Source organism: Nocardioides sp. NPDC101246, from assembly GCF_044767415.1.
Classification (GTDB): domain Bacteria; phylum Actinomycetota; class Actinomycetes; order Propionibacteriales; family Nocardioidaceae; genus Nocardioides.
The window spans coordinates 45,085-63,356 of record NZ_JBIWNX010000013.1 but is presented as its reverse complement, the minus strand read 5'-3'; the positions used below and the strand labels follow the sequence as shown (position 1 = coordinate 63,356).

Sequence of the window (18,272 nt, the reverse complement as noted above, 5' to 3'; positions counted from 1 at the left end):
ATCAGAGGTTGCCCACGGCGCCGACGAAGGTCGTCCAGGACGTCTCGGGGTCCTCGCCCTCGTCGACACGCTGGATCGCGGTCTGGAAGAGGCCGAGTACGTCGGAGTACTTGTCGCCCTTGAACGGGACACCCGGCGTGACCGCAGCGGCGCGGTTGGTCAGGATCTCGGTGGTCTTGGCGTTGCCGAAGTAGGGGTCCTCGGCGTTCTCGGACTGGAGGGTCGTCTGCGCCTCGAGGTTGCCCGGGAAGTTGCCGGCAGCCTTGGACGCGGAGACCTGCGACTCGGCGTTGGTCAGGTAGTTGGCGACCTCCTGGGCCTCCTCGGTGTGCGCGCCGCTGGCCGGGACGGCGAGGAACGAGCCGCCCCAGTTGCCGCCGCCACCCGGGAAGGCGTCAGCGATCCGCCAGCCCGTCACGTCCGGCGCCGAGGACTTGATGTTGGCGAACATCCAGCCCGGGCAGGGCATCGTGGCGAAGCCGTCGTTGGTGAAGTTCGCCTGCCAGTCCTCGCCCCACTGGACGACCTTGGTGGACAGGGTCGGGGAGTACTTCGTGACGGTGTCGTAGACGGCCTTCAGCTCGTCGTTCTCGACGTTGACCTTCTGGTCCTCGGTCTGGAACGGGAACTCGACCTGGTTGAGCATGGCCTGCGCGACCGAGCCGGAGGCGTCGTACCACTTCGTCTTGGGGACCTTCTTGGTGAACTCCTCGCCGGTCTTGTAGTAGGTGTCCCAGTCCTTGAAGAGGGCTGCGGCGTCGGCGGGCTCGCTCGGGAGGCCGGCCTTCTCGAAGAGGTCGGCGCGGTAGCACATCGCCTCGGGGCCGATGTCGGTCGGGTAGCCGATCTGCTTGCCGTCGGTGGTCTGGCCGGCCTTGTAGGCGTATTCGACCCAGCGGCCGTCGAGCTCGGGGTCGGAGATGTCGGCGAACTGCTCGTTCGCGCCCTCGGCGACCAGCGCCGCCATGGCGTCACCCTCGACCGCGATCACGTCGGGGAGCTCGGTGCCTGCCTGGAGGGCCTTGGTCATCGACTCCTTCCAGGTGTCCCACTCGGCGATCTTGGTCTGCTTGATCTTGAAGGGGCGCTCGGGGTCGGCGTTCCACTTCTCGATCTGCTCGTCGTAGCCGAACTCGCTGAACGTGGTGATGGTGAGCGTGTCGTCCTTACCGAGAGAGGACTGCTCATCGCCGTCGCCGCCACCGCAGGCCGTCAGGCCGAGGACGAGAGAGGCGACGGCGCATGCGGCCAGGGCGGTTCTGGGCCGGCGGTGCCAGGGCTTGGAGTTGTTGGACACGGGAGTGCTCCTGCACGTCTGTGTGGGGAGTGAGAGCGCTTCCACTCTCGGGATTACGGAGAGTGTGATTGCGCTCACAGGGTTCTGTCAAGTAGCCCGGTGGTAACGATTTCGTGATTGTGGGAGCGCTTCCACCAAAATGGGGAATCCGGGGCGCGAGTCAGCCCGAGATGACGCTGAGCAGCCGAGCGGTCTCGGCAGCCATCGCGTCGCGGCCGGCGCCGAGATAGCGGCGCTGGTCGACCAGGTTCGGGTCGGCTCCGAGGGTTTCGCGGACCGCGCCGGTGAAGGCCTTGTTGAGCTGGGTGGCGACGTTGATCTTCGTCATCCCGGCGGCGATGGCGGCTCGGAGCCCGTCGTCGCTCACGCCGGAGGAGCCGTGCAGGACCAGTGGGACGTCGACGGCGCGGTGGATCTCCGCGATCAGGGCCTCGTCCAGGGCCGCGTCGCGGGTGGTCATCTTGTGGCTCGAGCCGACCGCGACGGCGAGGGCGTCGACGCCGGTGCTGGCGACGAACGCGGCCGCCTCGGCCGGGTCGGTGCGTACGCCGGGAGCGTGGACGCCGTTTTTGCCGCCGACCTCGCCCAGTTCGGCCTCGACGTGGGCGCCGCGGTCGTGGCAGCGGCGAGCGACGGCAGCGGTGCGGGCGAGGTTGTCCTCGTAGGGGAGCTGGGAGGCGTCGTACATCACCGAGGAGAAGCCGAGATCGACCGCGATCCCGACCAGACGCTCGTCGGTCGCGTGGTCCAGGTGGAGCGAGATCGGCATGGTGGACGCCGATGCCACCGCGATCGCGGCATGGGCCAGCGGTGCCAGGCCGCCGTGGTAGCGCACCGCGTTCTCGCTGATCTGGACGATGACCGGCCGGTTCGCGGTCTCGGCTCCGGTGGCGATCGCCTCGACGGTCTCCAGGTTGATCGCGTTGAAGGCGGCGACGCCGCGGCCCTCCTCATAGGCCGAGCGGATCAGCGAGGCGGTGGTCGTGAGGGTCATGATCGAAGTGTCGCAGGCAGATCGCAACGAAACGGCCGCCGACCCATGGGGTCGGCGGCCGTCAGGAGAAGTCGGTCAGGACTTGTTGGCCTTGCGCGCTCGGCTCGCGATCTTGGCGCGGTCGTTCTGGTCGAGGATGACCTTGCGGATCCGGACCTGCTCGGGGGTGACCTCGACGCACTCGTCCTCGCGGCAGAACTCCAGGCACTGCTCGAGGGAGAGCTTCTTCGGCGGGATGAGCTTCTCGAAGTTGTCGGAGGTGGCGGAGCGGACGTTGGTCTGCTGCTTCTCCTTGGTGATGTTGACGTCCATGTCGTCGGCGCGGGAGTTCTCGCCGACGATCATGCCCTCGTAGACCTCGGTGGTCGGCTCGACGAACATGACCCCGCGCTCCTGCAGCGACGTCATCGCGTAGGCCGTGGCGGCACCGGAGCGGTCGGCGACGAGCGAACCGTTGTTGCGCGAGCGGATCTCGCCGGCCCAGCGGTCATAGCCCTCGGAGATGTGGTGGGCGATGCCGGTGCCGCGGGTCTCGGTGAGGAACTCGGTGCGGAAGCCGATCAGGCCACGCGCCGGCACGATGAACTCCATCCGGACCCAGCCGGTGCCGTGGTTGGTCATGCCCTCCATCCGGCCCTTGCGGTTGGCGAGCAGCTCGGTGATGCTCCCGAGGTATTCCTCCGGGGCGTCGATCGTCAGGCGCTCGAACGGCTCGTGGAGCTTGCCGTCGACCTCCTTGGTGACCACCTGCGGCTTGCCGACGGTCAGCTCGTAGCCCTCGCGGCGCATCTGCTCCACCAGGATCGCCAGTGCCAGCTCGCCGCGGCCCTGGACCTCCCAGGCGTCGGGACGCTCGGTGTTGAGGATCCGCAGGGAGACGTTGCCGATGAGCTCGGAGTCGAGGCGGTCCTTGACCAGGCGCGCGGTCACCTTGCCGCCCTTGACCTTGCCGACCAGCGGCGAGGTGTTGGTGCCGATCGTCATCGAGATGGCGGGCTCGTCCACGTGGATCAGCGGCAGCGCGACCGGGTTCTCCGGGTCGGCGAGGGTCTCGCCGATGGTGATCTCGGGGATGCCCGCGACGGCGACGATGTCGCCCGGGCCGGCCTGCTCGCCGGGCTTGCGCTCGAGTCCCTCGGTGATGAGGAGCTCGGTGATGCGTACGTTCTTGACCTCGCCGTTGCGCTGCATCCAGGCGACGTTCTGGCCCTTCTTCAGGGTGCCCTGGTGGATGCGGACCAGCGCGAGGCGGCCCAGGAACGGGGAGGCGTCGAGGTTGGTGACGTGAGCCTGCAGCGGCGCGCCGGCCTCGTAGGTCGGGGCCGGGATGGTCTCCATGATCGTGGAGAAGAGCGGCTCGAGGTCCTTGGAGTCGGGCAGCTCGCCGTTGCCGGGCTGCACGAGGGAGGCGACGCCGGCCTTGCCGGAGGCGTAGATCACCGGGAAGTCGAGGGCGTCTTGGCTGTGGGAGTCGTCGAGCAGGTCCATGAAGAGCTCGTACGTCTCGTCGACGACCTCCTCGATGCGGGCGTCGGGGCGGTCGACCTTGTTGACCACCAGCACGACCGGCATGTCGGCGTTGAGCGCCTTGCGCAGCACGAAGCGGGTCTGGGGAAGGGGCCCTTCGCTCGCGTCCACCAGGAGCACGATCCCGTCGACCATCGACAGGCCGCGCTCGACCTCACCACCGAAGTCGGCGTGGCCGGGGGTGTCGATGATGTTGATCGTCATCCCCTCGGGTGCGCTCGGCCCGTTGTAGTGGATGGCGGTGTTCTTCGCGAGGATGGTGATGCCCTTCTCGCGCTCCAGGTCACCGGAGTCCATGACGCGGTCCTCGACCGACTCCATGGCGTGCTCGGAGAAAGCACCGGCCTGCTTGAGCATGGCGTCGACCAGCGTGGTCTTGCCGTGGTCGACGTGCGCAACGATGGCGACGTTGCGGAGATTGGCCTTGAGGATCTCGGACATGTGCGAAGCGGCTCGATTTCTGGCGCGGGACGGGACATCTGATCTTATCCGCCGTGACCTCCTTGACCCGCATCCGGAGATGACGGTTGGCTGAGGCGCATGACTTCTCGGAAACACCTCTGCCAGATCGTGCCCCCGTATCTCGTGCAGCGGCTCAACGCCGGCCGCCTCGACCAGGACAACGCATTCCGAGCCGCTCGGACCGAGCACCTGACCAGGGTTCTCGCCCAGCTCCCCGCCCCGGAAGCCGGCGAGACCGCCGCCGAGGCCGGGGACTGGACGGTCTACACCGCGAACAACGGCACCGACCTGCCCGGGGAGAAGGTCCGCGCCGCCGGCGACCCGGAGTCGGGCGACGAGAGCGCCGACGAGGCCGCGACCGGCATCACCGGCTCGCTGGCGCTCTTCGAGGAGGTCTACGGCCGCGACTCCTACGACGGGCGGGGCATCGAGGTCGTGATGACCGTCCACTACGACCGCGACTACGCCAACGCCTTCTGGGACGGCACCCAGCTGGTCTTCGGTGACGGCGACGGCGAGATCTTCCAGCGGTTCACCAAGGCAGTCGACGTGATCGGTCACGAGCTCTCCCACGCGGTCACCGAGCACACCGCCGGTCTCGTCTACCAGGGCCAGCCCGGCGCGCTCAACGAGTCGATGTCGGACGTGTTCGGCTCCTGCCTCAAGCAGCGCCTGCTCGGCCAGAGCGCCGACGAGGCCGACTGGATCATCGGCGCGGGCCTCTTCACCGAGTCGGTCCAGGGGGTCGGGCTGCGGAACATGCTCGAGCCCGGGACCGCCTACGACGACCCCACCCTGGGCAAGGACCCGCAGCCGGCCCACATGGACGACATCTACGACGGCACCGACGACAACGGCGGCGTCCACATCAACTCCGGCATCCCCAACCGCGCCTTCGCCCTCGCCGCCAAGGCGATCGGCGGCAACTCGGGGGACGGCGCCGGCAAGATCTGGTACGCGGCGCTGACCAACGGCGCCGTCACCACCGACACCGACTTCGCCGGGTTCGCCGCGGCCACCGTCGCCGAGGCCGGCGATCAGGCCGAGGCGGTCACCACCGCCTGGTCCGAGGTCGGGGTCACCTTGTCCTCAGGGAGCCCGGCGCCCGACGGTGAGGGTCCGACCCTGGTGCGGGTGCGCCGAAGCGGCGGTTTCCTGGGCCGTACCAAGGAGGGGGCCGCGGAGCTCGCGCCCTCGGCCGCGCAGGTGGCCACCGTGCGCAACCTGGTCGCCGGCGGAGCCACTGCGTCGAAGCCGAAGGGCGCTGACCGTTACATCTACGAGTTCGAGGTCGACGGCCGCACCGTCGTCGTGCACGAGGGCGACATGAGCCCTGAGCTGCGCGCCGTCGCCAACGAGCTGCTCGAGAGCTGATCGTTAGGGAATGGCGCGGTCGAGCGCGGCCTCGACGTGCACGGTGATCGCGTCGAGGATGGGTACGTCGACATCGCTGGGCCGCACCAGGAGGCTGAGCTCGGAGGCGCCGAGGATCACGCCGTCGGAGCCCGCGTCCCACAGCTCGTGGACGACCTCGAGGACCCGCTTGCGGGAGCCCGCGACGACGTTTCGGTGGATGAGCTCCTCGTAGATGATCGAGTCGAGCATCTCCACGTGGAGGGTGTCGGGCAGGTTCACGTCGACGCCGTGGTCGGAGATGCGCTGGGCGAAGAAGTCGTTCTCCACGGTGTAGCGGGAGGCGAGGAACCCGGCCTTGGTGATGCCGAGCTCCTTGGCCTTCGCGGCGAGCTCGTCGGCCAGGTGCAGCACGGGTACGTCGACAGCGGCCGCCACCTCGTCGTAGACCTTGTGGAAGGTGGTGGTGCACAGCAGGATGAAGTCGGCGCCGCCGGCCACCACGCTGCGGGCCGCGGCGGTCAGGATCTCGGCGACCTGGTCCCAGGACTCCTTCTCCTGAAGGGCCGTCAGCTCGGCCAGGTCGACGGAGGCCAGCACGATCTTGGCGGAGTGGAGACCGCCGAGCCGCTCCTGGACACCCTTGTTGAGTCCCTCGTAGTAAGCGGCGGTGCTTTCCCAGCTCATGCCGCCGATGAGTCCGATCGTCTGCACGTCATCGAGTGTGACACCGTCGGAGGCTGCGTACGGAATCCTCGGCGCCCCTGACCAGCGCAGACGTCGGTCAGCCCTCGCGGTGCACCTTGTGCGGGGCGGCCTGGGCGCGCGGCTTGATCACCAGCTCGTCGATGTTGACGTGAGCCGGGCGGGTGGCCATCCACACGATCGCGTCCGCGATGTCCTCGGCGACCAGCGGGTCCGCGACACCCTGGTAGACCTTGTCGGCCGCCGCCTGGTCGCCACCGAGACGTACGAGCGAGAACTCCTCGGTCTGGACCATGCCCGGGGCGATCTCCATGATCCGCACCGGCTTGTCGACGATCTCCAGACGCAGCGCCTCGGTGACCGCACGGGTGCCGAACTTGGCCGCGTTGTAGCCCGCGCCGCCCTCGTAGGCGCGCCGGCCGGCGATCGAGCCGACGTTGATCACCGCGCCCGCCCCCGACGCGACCAGCGCAGGGAGCAGCGCCTTGGTCACCCGGGTCAGACCGATCACGTTGACCTCGAACATCGCCTGCCACTTGGCCAGGTCGGCCTCGGCCACCTGGTCCACGCCGAAGGCGCCGCCGGCGTTGTTGACCAGCAGGTCGAGACGGTCCCCGACCGCCTCGACGAGCGCCGCGACGGAGTCGTCGGAGGTGACGTCGGTCGCGATCGCGGTGCCGCCGATCTCCTCGGCCAGCGCCTCGATCCGGTCGGCGCGGCGAGCGGCGAGGAAGACGTGGTAGCCCTCCTTGGCGAGCTGGCGGGCGGTGGCGGCGCCGATCCCGCTCGAGGCGCCGGTGACGACAGCATTCTTGGACGACATGGGGCCATTCTCTCGTCGCCCGCTCGACTTTGCCCACCGGGTCCCACGATCGAAGACGTTTCACGCGGGTTCGCGCAGCCGGGAATGATGGACGAGGTCCGCGTGTTGAGAGACGGGACCACAGGCGTACACACAAAGGGGCAGGAATGATCCACCGCGTAGCGATGGTCAGTCTGCACACCTCTCCGCTCGACCAGCCCGGCACCGGTGACGCCGGCGGCATGAACGTCTACGTGCTCGAGCTCTCCCGGCGGCTGGCCACCCAGGGCATCGCGGTCGACATCTTCACGCGCGCGACCTCCTCGCGCCTGCCGCAGGTCGTGGAGGCGTACGACGGGGTGGCGGTCCACCACGTCCATGCCGGTCCGTTCGAGGGGCTGGCCAAGAGTGACCTTCCCGGACAGCTGTGCACGTTCGCGCGTGAGGTGCTCCGCGCGGAGGCGTCCAACCCGCCGGGCTACTTCGACGCCGTGCACTCCCACTACTGGCTCTCCGGCCAGGTCGGTGCCCTCTCCCGTGACCGCTGGGGCGTGCCGCTGGTGCACTCGATGCACACCATGGCCAAGGTCAAGAACGAGGCGCTGGCCGAGGGCGACAACCCCGAGCCGGAGGCCCGCGTGATCGGGGAGGAGCAGGTCGTCGAGGCGTCCGACATGCTGATCGCCAACACCGACCTCGAGGCCAAGCAGCTGATCAACATGTACGACGCCGAGCCGGGTCGTGTCGCCGTCGTGCACCCCGGGGTCGACCTGCGCGTCTTCCGTCCGCGCGGGCGGGCCGAGGCGCGTGCCGCGCTCGGGCTCCCGGCCCAGGCTCACGTGCTCCTCTTCGCCGGTCGCATCCAGCCGCTCAAGGCTCCGGACGTGTTGTTGCGGGCGGCCGCGGTCATGCTCGCCCGCGACCCGTCGCTGCGCCGGTCGCTGGTGGTGCCGGTCGTCGGGGGACCCTCCGGCTCCGGTCTCGAGCACCCGACCGGGCTGGCCGACCTGGCCGCTGAGCTGGGGATATCCGACGTGGTCCGGTTCGTCCCGCCGGTGCGCCAGGACGAGCTCGCGCTCTGGTACTCGGCCGCCTCCGTCGTCGCCGTCCCCTCCTACAACGAGTCGTTCGGTCTGGTCGCCGTCGAGGCCCAGGCCTGCGGCACGCCCGTCGTCGCGGCCGCGGTCGGCGGTCTGACCACCGCGGTGCGCCACGGCCGCAGCGGTCTCCTGGTCGATGGGCACGACCCGGCGCAGTGGGCCGACGCGCTCACCAACGCCGTCTCGTCCCACTCGCGCTGGTCGGCGCTGGCCGACGGCGCCCGCGAACACGCCCAGGATTTCTCCTGGGATCTCACCGCACGCAATACGCTCGAGGTCTATGAAGAGGCCAAGATGCTGATGCGTGAGGAGCTGACGGCATGACGGATGGTTCGCGATCGGACCTGGAAGAGGTCGTACGCGGCTGGCTGAAGTCCAACGACCTGACCTGGGACGAGACGTCGCTGCCGTCGGGCGACCTGACCTTCTCGTTCTCGCTCCCGGGCGAGCGCAAGCTGCAGACACCGGTCCGGATCGACCTGGGACAGCACGCGTTGGGCGTGCACGCCTTCGTGTGCCGCCGGCCCGACGAGAACTTCGAGACCGTCTACCGCTGGCTGCTCGAGCGCAACCTGCGGCTCTACGGGGTCGCGTTCGGCTTGGACCGGCTCGGCGACATCTACCTCGACGGTCGGCTGCCGCTGGCCATGGTCGACCCCGACGAGCTCGACCGGCTGCTCGGCTCGGTCCTGACGTACGCGGACGAGTCGTTCAACACCATCCTCGAGCTCGGCTTCGCCTCCTCGATCCGCAAGGAGTGGGAGTGGCGCAAGCTGCGTGGGGAGTCCACCGCCAACCTCGAGGCCTTCCGGGGCTGGCTCGAGGCGACTGACCAGCGCGACTGATCAGCGCGGCTGGCGGCGGGTGATCAGCACACCCGCGATGCACATCGCGCCACCGACGAAGGCGAGCGCCGGCGGCACCTCGTCGAGCACCAGCCACGCCATCAGCGCGGTGATGAACGGCACCAGGAACGTCGACTGCGCGAACTTGCCGGCATCGGAGTGGGAGAGGGCGTAAGCCCAGGTCACGAAGGCCAGGGCGCTCGGGAAGAGGCCGAGGTAGACGATCCAGCCGATGTTGCCGACGCTGATGTCGGGGATCGTGGTGGCGAGCTCGAACGACCACGGCAGGCAGATGACGAGGCCGGCGACGGCGTACCAGAACGTCAGCAGCAGCGCGCCCATCGTCGGCAGCAGCTTCTTCTGGGTGAGGACGCCGACCGCGAAGGTGAGCGCCGCGACGACCGAGAGGGCGACGCCGATCCAGTCGCCGGTGTCACCGTTGGCCGAGGCGCGGCCGATGACGACGACCCCGGCGAAGCCGACACCGGTGCCGATCAGGATCCACCGATGGATCGTCTCCTTGAGCACGAGGCCGGCCAGCAGTGCCACCACGATCGGCCCGACCTGCACGATCAGTGCCGCGGTGGCGGCATCGATGCGTCGCTCCGACTCGTTGAGCGCGAGGTTGTAGATCCCCAGCCACGAAGCACCACCCAGCGCGATCAGCGGCCACTCGCGCCTGGTCGGCAGCCGGAACCCGCCCTTCAGCGCGAGGTAGGCGCCGAGCGCCGCCACCATCACCACGAGTCGGCCCAGCGACAGGCTTCCCGGAGGAACGGTGTCACCCAGATGACGGATCCCCACGAACGCCGATGCCCACAGCACCAGCGTGATCCCGCAAGCCACCAGCGGCTTCCAGAGCGGTGTGGTCGTGGAGGGGGCCGGGTCGATCGTCGTCGTCACAGTAAAAGGCTAAGGACCCGTGCGTCTCGGGGCGAGCGGATATCGGCCAACCATGTCCGACATCCCGCCATCCCACCCCCGCCGAGGCGTCACTCGCGTCGGCCGAGGCGTCGCTTGCGTCGGCCGAGAGGTCGCGTTGGTGCCATCTCGGCCGACCGGAGTGACGCCTCGGCGGGGGTGGTCAGCCGCGGAAGGTGCGGCGGTACGCGGTGGGGGTGATGCCGAGGGCGGCGTGGAAGTGGAGGCGGAGGGACTGGGCGGTGTTGAGGCCGCAGCGGGTGGCTACCTGCTCCATGCTCAGGTCGGTGGTCTCGAGGAGGGTGCGGGCGAGCTCGATGCGCTGGCGCTGCAGCCAGCGGCCGGGGGAGTCGCCGGTCTCGTCGCGGAATCGGCGGGTGAAGGTGCGTACGGACATCGAGACCTGGGAGGCCATCGCCTCCAGGGTGAGGGGTCGGTCGAGATGGGCGAGGGCCCAGGCGGTCGCGGCCGAGATGCCGGTGTCGCCGGGGGCGGGTGCGTGGTGCCGGATGAACTGCGCCTGCCCGCCGTCGCGGTGGGGAGGTACGACCGTCACGCGGGCGACGCGGTTGGCGACCGCGGCGCCGTGGTCGCGGCGTACGACATGCAGGCAGAGGTCGATTCCGGAGGCCACGCCGGCGGAGGTGAGGATGTCGCCGTCGTCGACGAAGAGTACGTCAGGGTCCAGCCTGACCTGCGGAAACAGGGTCCGGAAGTGGTCGGTGTGCGCCCAGTGGGTGGTCGCCGGTCGGCCGTCGAGAAGGCCTGCCGCGGCGAGCGCGAAGGCGCCGGTGCAGATCGACATGATCCGGGTGCCGGGGCGGATCATGTCGAGCGCCTCCTTCAACGGCGCCGTCAGTACGCCGTCCGACACGGTTTCGTCGTACGCCCCGAACTTCGGGATCACCACGGTGTCCGCGTCCGCGAGCGCCTCGGGCCCGTGCGGCGCGAGCACGACGACGTCCGAGTCCGACTGCACCGGTCCCGGACCGCCGGTGGTGCAGGTGACGACCTCGTAGAGCAGCCGGTCCTCGCTGTCGCGTGCCTTGCCGAAGATCCGGTGCGGGATGCCGATCTCGAACGGGATGAACCCGTCCTGGATCAGCACCGCGACCCGGTGCGGAGAAGTCACCCCAACGTCGCCCATGGCTGGATCTTACCGATAGATGTCAATCAGGCCACTGTCCAGTGGGGTGCGCACGCGAAAGGATCATCCCCATGTCCCAGACGACGACCCCGCCGCCTGTCGGCCGCACCTCCGCGCGCCGCCCCCGCATCCACCCGGCCTGGTGGGTGGCCGCCATCGCGTTCGTGACCATCGTCGGTGCCGCGGCCTTCACCGCGGCACCGGGTCTCCTGGTCGGTCCGCTGCACGACGAGTTCGGCTGGTCGCGCGGCACGATCGGTGTCGGCATCACGCTGCAGCTCGCGCTCTACGGCCTGACCGCCCCGTTCGCCGCTGCCCTGATGGACCGCTTCGGGATCCGCCCGGTGGTCGCCGTCGCGCTCACGATGATCACCCTCGGCTCCCTCGGGACCGTCTGGATGAGCGACTCGTGGCAGTTCGTGCTCGGCTGGGGCGTCCTGGTCGGCGGTGGCAGCGGCTGCATGGCGCTCGCCTTCGGTGCGACGATCACCACCCGCTGGTTCGTCAAGCGGCAGGGCCTGGTCAGCGGCCTGCTGACCGCCGGTGGCGCCTCGGGACAGCTGATCTTCCTGCCGGTGCTGGCGGTGCTCATCGGGGAGTTCGGCTGGCGGGCGGCCTCGGTCACCATCGCCCTGGTCGCCGCCGCGGTGATCCCGTTCGTGCTCCTGCTTCTCCGCGACTACCCGGCGGACATCGGCCTGGCGCCCTACGGCGCCTCGCAGATCGTGCCGCGGCCCGCACCCGCGACCGGCGCCGCGCTGCGGACCGTGCGGGTGCTCGGGATGGCGATGCGTACCAAGGCCTTCTGGCTCCTCGCCGGCGCCTTCGCGATCTGCGGGATCACCACGAACGGCCTGATCAGGACCCACTTCGTGCCCGCTGCGCACGACCACGGGATGGCCACGGTCACGGCCGCCTCGCTGCTCGCCGTGATCGGGATCTTCGACGTCGCCGGAACGATCTTCTCCGGCTGGCTCACCGACCGCTTCAACCCGGTCGTGCTGCTCGGCGTCTACTACTCGCTGCGCGGGATCTCGCTGATCTTCCTGCCGATGCTGCTCTCGTCCGAGGTGCACCCGCCGATGGTGTTCTTCATCGTCTTCTACGGCCTCGACTGGGTCGCCACCGTGCCCCCGACGCTCGCCCTGTGCCGTGAGGTCTGGCCCGAGGATGCCCCGATCGTCTTTGGCTGGGTCCTCGCCTCCCACCAGGTCGGCGCCGGCCTGGTCGCCTGGGTCGGCGGCGTCGTACGCGACACCACCGGCTCCTACGACCTGGTCTGGTACGCAGCCGGCGCCCTGTGTGCTGCCGCCGCGCTGATGTCGCTGGTGGTGCCGAGAGCGCCCGTGGCCCAGCCGTAGCGGACTCACCCGCCGGCGCACTCGTCGCTGTCGCCGCCGGAGTAGCAGACATGTGCGCCGGGGGACGGCTCGGGATCGACCCGCTCAGGATCGGCCCCCTCAGGGGCGGGCCGCTGCCAGTCGATCGCGGGCACCGCGAACAGAACTGCGCTCAGAGCGACGACGAAAGCAACGACCAGGTGTGAGATCACCCCGGCCGCCGAGCGTCGCCGGACTGCCAGCACGAGGGCTCCCGCCGACGACAACGCCATCAGGACGAGCACGACCCGGTAGGTGATCACGTTCTCGGCCGGAGGTGGTCCGCAGGACCCCGCTCCGGCGAAGCAGGGGCAGGAACCCGACGAGCCAGGCGAGCGCCGCGAGCAGAACGATCGCGATCACCGGGATCGGGGGCCGTCGGGTGGGGGAGAGGGTCACACCCGAATCCTGCAGGCACACCACGGTGCCGCACATGAGTTCTGACACTCAACCGCACCCGCGTACACAGATCGTGGGAGTCGTGAGGTCAGCCTGTGACCTCACGACTCCCACGTCGGGAACGACTTCTACAGGTCGAGCTTGTAGCCCAGGCCGCGGACCGTCACCAGGAACTTCGGCTCGGACGGGTCCGGCTCGAGCTTGGCGCGCAGGCGCTTGACGTGGACGTCGAGGGTCTTGGTGTCGCCGACGTAGTCGGAGCCCCAGACGCGGTCGATGAGCTGGCCGCGGGTGAGGACGCGGCCGGGGTTGCGCAGGAACATCTCCAGGAGCTCGAACTCCTTGAGCGGCAGGCGCTGCTCGGATCCGTCGACGGTCACGACGTGGCGCTCCACGTCCATCCGGACGGGGCCGGCCTCGAGCGTCGCGGGGGCCGCGTCGGGCTCGGTGCCTCGCCGCAGGACGGCGCGGATCCGGGCGACGAGCTCGCGCGGGGAGTAGGGCTTGGTGACGTAGTCGTCGGCGCCGAGCTCGAGGCCGACGACCTTGTCGACCTCGTCGTCCTTCGCGGTCACCATGATGACCGGGACCGACGAGGTGGCCCGGATCTGCCGGCACACCTCGGTGCCGGAGAGACCGGGAAGCATCAGGTCGAGCAGCACGATGTCTGCCCCGTTGCGGTCGAACTCCTTCAGGGCGTCGGTGCCGTCCTCGGCGACGGCGACCTCGAAGCCCTCCTTGCGGAGCACGTAGGACAGCGCCTCGCTGTAGCTGGCTTCATCTTCGACGACGAGTACCCGGGTCACGGGCGTTCCTCCTTGCTTGTGCCGGACTGCCCGGCAGTTGGTAGGTGCTGGGGCAGGGTGAGGGTGAAGGTGGAACCCTGACCCTCCTGCGACCAGACCTTGACCTCGCCACCATGTGTGGCGGCGACGTGTTTGACGATTGAGAGGCCGAGCCCGGTGCCACCGGTGGATCGGTGGCGGGCCGGGTCGACGCGGTAGAAGCGCTCGAAGATCCGGTCGATCTCCGTGGACGGGATGCCGATGCCCTGGTCGACCACCGAGATCTCGACGGAGCCGTCGGTCGCGCGGGTCGAGACGGTCACGGTCGAGCCGGGGTCGGAGTAGGCGACCGCGTTGGAGACCAGGTTGGTGACCGCGGTCGAGACCTGCTCGTCGTTGCCGAAGACGTGCAGCCCGGCGGTGCCGGCGCTGACCACGTTGATCCCCTTGGCGCTGGCGTCGACGGTCGAGCTGTCGACCGCGGCCGCGATGACCTTGTCGACGTCGACCGCGACCGGTGCCTCCAGAGGCTCGTCACCCTGCAGCCGGGACAGCTCGATGATCTGCTGGACGAGCTCGGTCAGGCGCTCGGACTCGGTGATCATCCGGTGCGAGAAGCGGCGTACGGCCTCGGGGTCGTCGGAGGCCTCGGTGACCGCGTCGGCGAGCACCCTGATCGCGCCGACCGGTGTCTTGAGCTCATGGCTGACGTTGGCGACGAAGTCGCGGCGTACGGCCTCCACGCGGCGCTCGCGGGTGCGATCCTCGACCAGCGCGAGGGCCAGGCGCGTGCCGAGCGGAGCGACGCGGGCGGTGACGTGCCGCGAGGCCCCGTTGGCGCGCGAGATGACCAGCTCGGTCTCCCGGATCTGGCCGTCACGGCGCACACCGTGGACGAGTTCGGAGAGCTCAGGGGAGACCAGCGAGGTGCCGCGCACCAGGCCCAGGGCGTACGCCGGTGCGCTGGCCTTGAGCACGGTGTCGTGCTCGTCGACGACGACCGCGCTGCTGCGCAGGACCGAGAGGACCGCGGCCACCTCGGAGGGAACCTTCGGGGGCTCGACCTCCGGGATCCGGCGGCGGGAACGTTCGCTCATCGCCCACGCAAGCACCGCCGCTCCGGCGACGACAGCGCCGAGGAGCGCAGCAAGAAAGGCCTGCGTCGTCGAGTCCACACGATCAGGGTAAGCCCATCAAACACCCAAACTTCGCCTCTGGACGTCTCCGCGCCGAACGTTCACCGTCGGTTCACTCGGGATGGAGATCAGTACATCTCGGGTGTCTAGGATCGGGCTCATGCGCGCTGCTTTCCATGAGGACCTCGATGCCATCTTCACCGATCTCACCAACGTCTGTGAGCTGGTGTCGGTGGCCGTACGCGACGCCACCACCGCTCTCCTCGAGGCTCGCAACGACCTCGCCGAGCAGGTGATCGACAAGGATGTCGAGATCGACGACGCCCGCGAGCGCATCGAGGAGAACGCCCTCGAGCTGCTCGGTCTCCAGTCGCCGGTCGCCGGCGATCTCCGCGTCGTCGTCGCCGCGCTGCGGATGATCTCCGACCTCGAGCGGATGGGTGACCTCTCCGTCCACGTCGCCAAGATCGCCAGGCTGCGTACGCCGAACAAGGCCGTCCCCGAGCTGGCCCAGCCGACCATCGCCAAGATGGCCGAGATCGCCCAGCAGATGGTCGAGCGCACCTGCGAGATCCTCCGCACGCGAGATGTCTCCGCCGCTCAGGACCTGGTCGCCGACGACGACGAGATGGACCAGCTGCGGCGCAAGTCGTTCGCCGAGCTGCTGGGCCAGGACTGGACCCACGGCGTCGAGCCCGCGGTCGACGTGGCCCTCCTGGGCCGTTACTACGAGCGCATCGCCGACCACGCCGTCACCGTGGCCAACCGGGTCGTCTTCGTCGTGACCGGCGAGACCCCCGCCGACTCCTGACCCGAAATCACTCCGGCTCGGCTCGTCATGACGAGCCGAGCCGGAGTGGTCGTTGCTACTGCTTGCCCTGGTTGGCGACTGCCTCAGCGGCGGCGGCCGCGGCCTCGGGGTCGAGGTAGGTGCCGCCGGCGACGACCGGCTTGAGCGACTCGTCGAGCTCGTAGACCAGCGGCTGGGCCGTGGGGATGTTGAGCTTGGCGATCTCGGTGTCGGAGATGTTGTCGAGGTGCTTGACCAGCGCGCGCAGGCTGTTGCCGTGGGCGGTGACCAGGACGGTCTTGCCGGACTCGAGGTCGGGCACGATCGCCGACTCCCAGTAGGGGATCATCCGGGCGACGACGTCCTTGAGGCACTCGGTGGCGGGCACGTCGATGTCGGCGTAGCGCGGGTCACCGGCCTGGGAGTACTCGGAGTCGGCCTCGATCGGCGGCGGCGGTACGTCATAGGAACGACGCCACAGCTGGAACTGCTCCTCGCCGAACTTCTTCAGCGTCTCGGACTTGTTCCTGCCCTGGAGCGCACCGTAGTGACGCTCGTTGAGGCGCCAGTCGCGGCGCACCGGGATCCAGTGGCGATCGGCGGCGTCGAGGGCGATGTTGGCGGTGTTGATCGCGCGGCGCAGCAGGCTCGTGTGGACCAGGTCGGGAAGGATCCCGGCCTCGGTCAGCAGCTTCCCGCCGTTGACGGCCTCGGCCCGGCCCTTGTCGGTGAGGTCGACGTCGACCCAGCCGGTCGACAGGTTGAGCGCGTTCCACTCGCTCTCGCCGTGACGCAGGAGGACGAGCTTGTAGGTCATCAGTGACCTTCCTCGGCGCCGGGCAGGGCGGCCGGGGGGAACTCGCACGAGTAGGGGTCCTCGGAGCTGGTGCCGTGCGCCTCGCCCTCGGTGGCGTGCTCGCCTTCGGCGGACTCGTCGGCCGGCAGGGTCGACGCCTCCTCGGTGCCCTCGGCAGCGCTCTCGCCGGCGGCGTCCTCGGACGCCTGGTCATCGGCGTTCTTGCCCTTCTTCGCGGGCTTCGTGGTCTCGTCGGCGGCCGCGGCGACGACGTCGGAGTACGGACCACACTGGGTGACGACCGGGACGTTGATGGTCCGCTCCTCACCGTCGGAGAAGGTGAAGGTCATCGGGATGCTGTCGCCCGGCTTGAAGTCGCCGGTGACCGCGATGCCACCGACGGTCGGGTCGGCCAGGTTGATGATGCCGGACTTCGGCAGCTCGATCGGGGTGAACGACTCGGGCGTGACCGTCTCCTCGGCCTCGGACCCCGTGGCGATGGAGGTGACCGACGGCAACGCCTTGCCGGCGACCGCCGGGTTGATCGCCGGGTCGAGCGAGAAGGTGCCGACCAGGACGCCGGAGCCTTCCTGCGCGGTCACGATGCGAGCGGCGTTGATCCGGATGGCACCGTCGAGCGTCGAGCCACCGTGGGTGATCTCGTTGGGCCGGTCGGTCGCGTAGTCGAAGCTGCTGCAGGCGGTGAGCGCCGGGAGGGCGAGAGCCACGAGTGCGCCCGTCACTGCGAGCCGCTTCTGCATAACCTTGGTCGTCACGCGCGACACTCTATCCGCCCGATCCTGCAATCTCGGAAAAGGGTCAGGCACGTAGTCCGACGGCGCTCGCGGCGTACAGCATCCCGCCGATCACTGCGGCGATGTAGACCAGCGTGACGAGGAGCAGCTTGCCGGCGCCGAGCTTCAGTCCCGCCCTGAGCGGCAGGTACGTCCACTTGTCCTGGTTGTCGGCGACCAGGCCCCACAGCGCGGTCAGGAAGTGCACACCCACGCCGAGCGCCGCGGCGAGCGCGACCATCACCCAGTGGGGCGGTCCGCCCGAGAACTCACCGGCCCAGCCTGCGTACGAGAGGTATCCGGGGTAGCAGGCGAAGGCGGCCGCCCACAGGACCCAGGAGAAGAGGCCCTTGCGCAGCAGTACGTTGGCGAGCATCCCGAGCACCAGCGAGCCGAGGTAGAACAGCCCCGCGACGGTGCCTGAGGTGACCGAGAGCGGAATGACGAGGAGTACGCCGCAGCACAGCGCGAACCAGACACCGCCCGGTTCGAGCCGGCCGTCGGAGATCGGTTTGCCCTCGCGCTCGTGACGACGGTCGACGACCTGGTCGACGAGGTCGTTGTGCCAGCCGAGCACGGCCTGGCCGACGAGCACGGTCACCGCGATCAGCGTCACCTCGCGTGTCGTCATCCCGGCGAGGACGGCCGCCACCGACAGGCCGATGGCCGTCAGCACCGCCTGACGGGGGTGGGCGGAGCGGATGAGGAGGAACGGGGCCCAGTTGCCGATCTTGTCCATGACGCTTGCTCTGCCTGCCGGGGCATCAGGAACGGCCGACGCGCTGGCCTGCGTCTGTTCCGGGTCCTGATCCTGGGCGTGCGACGACACGGTGAAGATGGTCTTGGGGGCGCTCTGCGATGCATTCGCCATGGCGGCAGTATCGGGCACTCGGCCGAGCCGCGCAGGACAACAGGCTGGCTACGGCGAGATTTCGGCGTCGTTTCGAAATCAGCCATGCTGCCACGCCCGACGGGCCTGCGCGCGCGGAACCACACAAGTTGTCAATCTGTCAACCCCAGATTGAGCCCCTGACCTGCGC

The 18,272-nt window shown here is 69.3% G+C and carries 18 protein-coding genes; 5 read left to right on the top strand and 13 right to left on the bottom strand.

Features of this window, described 5'->3' with window-relative positions; all coding sequences use genetic code 11:
• Position 1 precedes the first annotated feature (1 nt).
• The 3 genes from ACIRON_RS22555 to typA all read right to left on the bottom strand — a co-directional run bounded on the left by ACIRON_RS22555 (position 2) and on the right by typA (position 4,259).
• Entirely contained in the window at positions 2-1,297 is a 1,296-nt protein-coding gene (locus ACIRON_RS22555; RefSeq protein WP_402995667.1) for an ABC transporter substrate-binding protein, read from the bottom strand.
• 160 nt (positions 1,298-1,457) lie between these two features.
• Entirely contained in the window at positions 1,458-2,291 is an 834-nt protein-coding gene (locus ACIRON_RS22550; protein WP_402995665.1) for a ketose-bisphosphate aldolase, read from the bottom strand.
• Between the two features lie 75 nt (positions 2,292-2,366).
• Positions 2,367-4,259, bottom strand: coding sequence for a translational GTPase TypA (gene typA, locus ACIRON_RS22545; protein WP_091045984.1), 1,893 nt, complete (start codon positions 4,257-4,259; stop codon positions 2,367-2,369).
• 99 nt (positions 4,260-4,358) lie between these two features.
• On the opposite strand from typA, the gene ACIRON_RS22540 reads away from it, so the two are divergent.
• Positions 4,359-5,654 carry a M4 family metallopeptidase gene (locus ACIRON_RS22540; RefSeq protein ID WP_402995663.1) on the top strand — a complete coding sequence of 432 codons (1,296 nt, stop codon included), beginning with the start codon at positions 4,359-4,361 and terminating at the stop codon, positions 5,652-5,654.
• Positions 5,655-5,657: 3 nt separating this feature from the next.
• Here ACIRON_RS22540 and ACIRON_RS22535 read toward each other — a convergent pair whose 3' ends face one another.
• The gene (locus ACIRON_RS22535; RefSeq protein WP_402995661.1) at positions 5,658-6,347 is read right to left on the bottom strand and encodes an aspartate/glutamate racemase family protein; all 690 of its coding nucleotides are present in this window, start codon (positions 6,345-6,347) and stop codon (positions 5,658-5,660) included.
• Between the two features lie 70 nt (positions 6,348-6,417).
• Positions 6,418-7,161 carry an SDR family NAD(P)-dependent oxidoreductase gene (locus ACIRON_RS22530; protein WP_402995659.1) on the bottom strand — a complete coding sequence of 248 codons (744 nt, stop codon included), beginning with the start codon at positions 7,159-7,161 and terminating at the stop codon, positions 6,418-6,420.
• A gap of 146 nt (positions 7,162-7,307) precedes the next feature.
• Between ACIRON_RS22530 and mshA the strand changes: the two genes are divergently transcribed.
• Both mshA and ACIRON_RS22520 read left to right on the top strand, forming a co-directional pair.
• The gene (gene mshA, locus ACIRON_RS22525; RefSeq protein ID WP_402995657.1) at positions 7,308-8,564 is read left to right on the top strand and encodes a D-inositol-3-phosphate glycosyltransferase; all 1,257 of its coding nucleotides are present in this window, start codon (positions 7,308-7,310) and stop codon (positions 8,562-8,564) included.
• Positions 8,561-9,085 carry a YbjN domain-containing protein gene (locus ACIRON_RS22520; protein WP_402995655.1) on the top strand — a complete coding sequence of 175 codons (525 nt, stop codon included), beginning with the start codon at positions 8,561-8,563 and terminating at the stop codon, positions 9,083-9,085. The genes mshA and ACIRON_RS22520 overlap by 4 nt, the downstream gene beginning before the upstream one ends.
• On the opposite strand, the gene ACIRON_RS22515 is transcribed toward ACIRON_RS22520, so the two are convergent.
• Both ACIRON_RS22515 and ACIRON_RS22510 read right to left on the bottom strand, forming a co-directional pair.
• Complete coding sequence (locus tag ACIRON_RS22515; protein ID WP_402995653.1) at positions 9,086-9,988, bottom strand: DMT family transporter; 903 nt, start codon at positions 9,986-9,988, stop codon at positions 9,086-9,088.
• A gap of 181 nt (positions 9,989-10,169) precedes the next feature.
• A complete protein-coding gene (locus ACIRON_RS22510) occupies positions 10,170-11,153 on the bottom strand; it encodes a GlxA family transcriptional regulator (protein ID WP_402995651.1) in 984 nt (327 codons plus the stop codon).
• 71 nt (positions 11,154-11,224) lie between these two features.
• Here ACIRON_RS22510 and ACIRON_RS22505 point away from each other — a divergent pair, with 71 nt between their 5' ends.
• The gene (locus tag ACIRON_RS22505) at positions 11,225-12,514 is read left to right on the top strand and encodes an MFS transporter (protein WP_402995649.1); all 1,290 of its coding nucleotides are present in this window, start codon (positions 11,225-11,227) and stop codon (positions 12,512-12,514) included.
• Positions 12,515-12,519: 5 nt separating this feature from the next.
• Here the strand turns inward: ACIRON_RS22505 and ACIRON_RS22500 are convergent, their stop codons facing one another.
• The 3 genes from ACIRON_RS22500 to ACIRON_RS22490 form a co-directional block, all read right to left on the bottom strand.
• Complete coding sequence (locus ACIRON_RS22500; RefSeq protein ID WP_402995647.1) at positions 12,520-12,795, bottom strand: hypothetical protein; 276 nt, start codon at positions 12,793-12,795, stop codon at positions 12,520-12,522.
• A gap of 264 nt (positions 12,796-13,059) precedes the next feature.
• Positions 13,060-13,737: a response regulator gene (locus ACIRON_RS22495; protein WP_378729431.1), complete on the bottom strand. Its 678-nt coding sequence runs from the start codon at positions 13,735-13,737 to the stop codon at positions 13,060-13,062.
• On the bottom strand, positions 13,734-14,891 hold the full coding sequence (locus tag ACIRON_RS22490) for a sensor histidine kinase (RefSeq protein ID WP_378729432.1): 1,158 nt from the start codon (positions 14,889-14,891) through the stop codon (positions 13,734-13,736). Before ACIRON_RS22490 ends, ACIRON_RS22495 begins: the two co-directional genes overlap by 4 nt.
• A 121-nt stretch (positions 14,892-15,012) precedes the next feature.
• Here ACIRON_RS22490 and phoU point away from each other — a divergent pair, with 121 nt between their 5' ends.
• Positions 15,013-15,663, top strand: a complete 651-nt coding sequence (phoU, locus tag ACIRON_RS22485; protein ID WP_402995644.1) for a phosphate signaling complex protein PhoU — start codon at positions 15,013-15,015, stop codon at positions 15,661-15,663.
• Positions 15,664-15,718: 55 nt separating this feature from the next.
• Here the strand turns inward: phoU and ACIRON_RS22480 are convergent, their stop codons facing one another.
• Genes ACIRON_RS22480 through ACIRON_RS22470 form a run of 3 tightly spaced genes read right to left on the bottom strand, consistent with a single transcriptional unit; the run spans position 15,719 to position 18,103 of the window.
• A complete protein-coding gene (locus ACIRON_RS22480; RefSeq protein ID WP_402995643.1) occupies positions 15,719-16,459 on the bottom strand; it encodes a phosphoglyceromutase in 741 nt (246 codons plus the stop codon).
• Positions 16,459-17,214 carry a hypothetical protein gene (locus tag ACIRON_RS22475; protein WP_402995641.1) on the bottom strand — a complete coding sequence of 252 codons (756 nt, stop codon included), beginning with the start codon at positions 17,212-17,214 and terminating at the stop codon, positions 16,459-16,461. Before ACIRON_RS22475 ends, ACIRON_RS22480 begins: the two co-directional genes overlap by 1 nt.
• A gap of 43 nt (positions 17,215-17,257) precedes the next feature.
• On the bottom strand, positions 17,258-18,103 hold the full coding sequence (locus tag ACIRON_RS22470) for a UbiA family prenyltransferase (RefSeq protein WP_402995639.1): 846 nt from the start codon (positions 18,101-18,103) through the stop codon (positions 17,258-17,260).
• Positions 18,104-18,272: the final 169 nt, after the last annotated feature.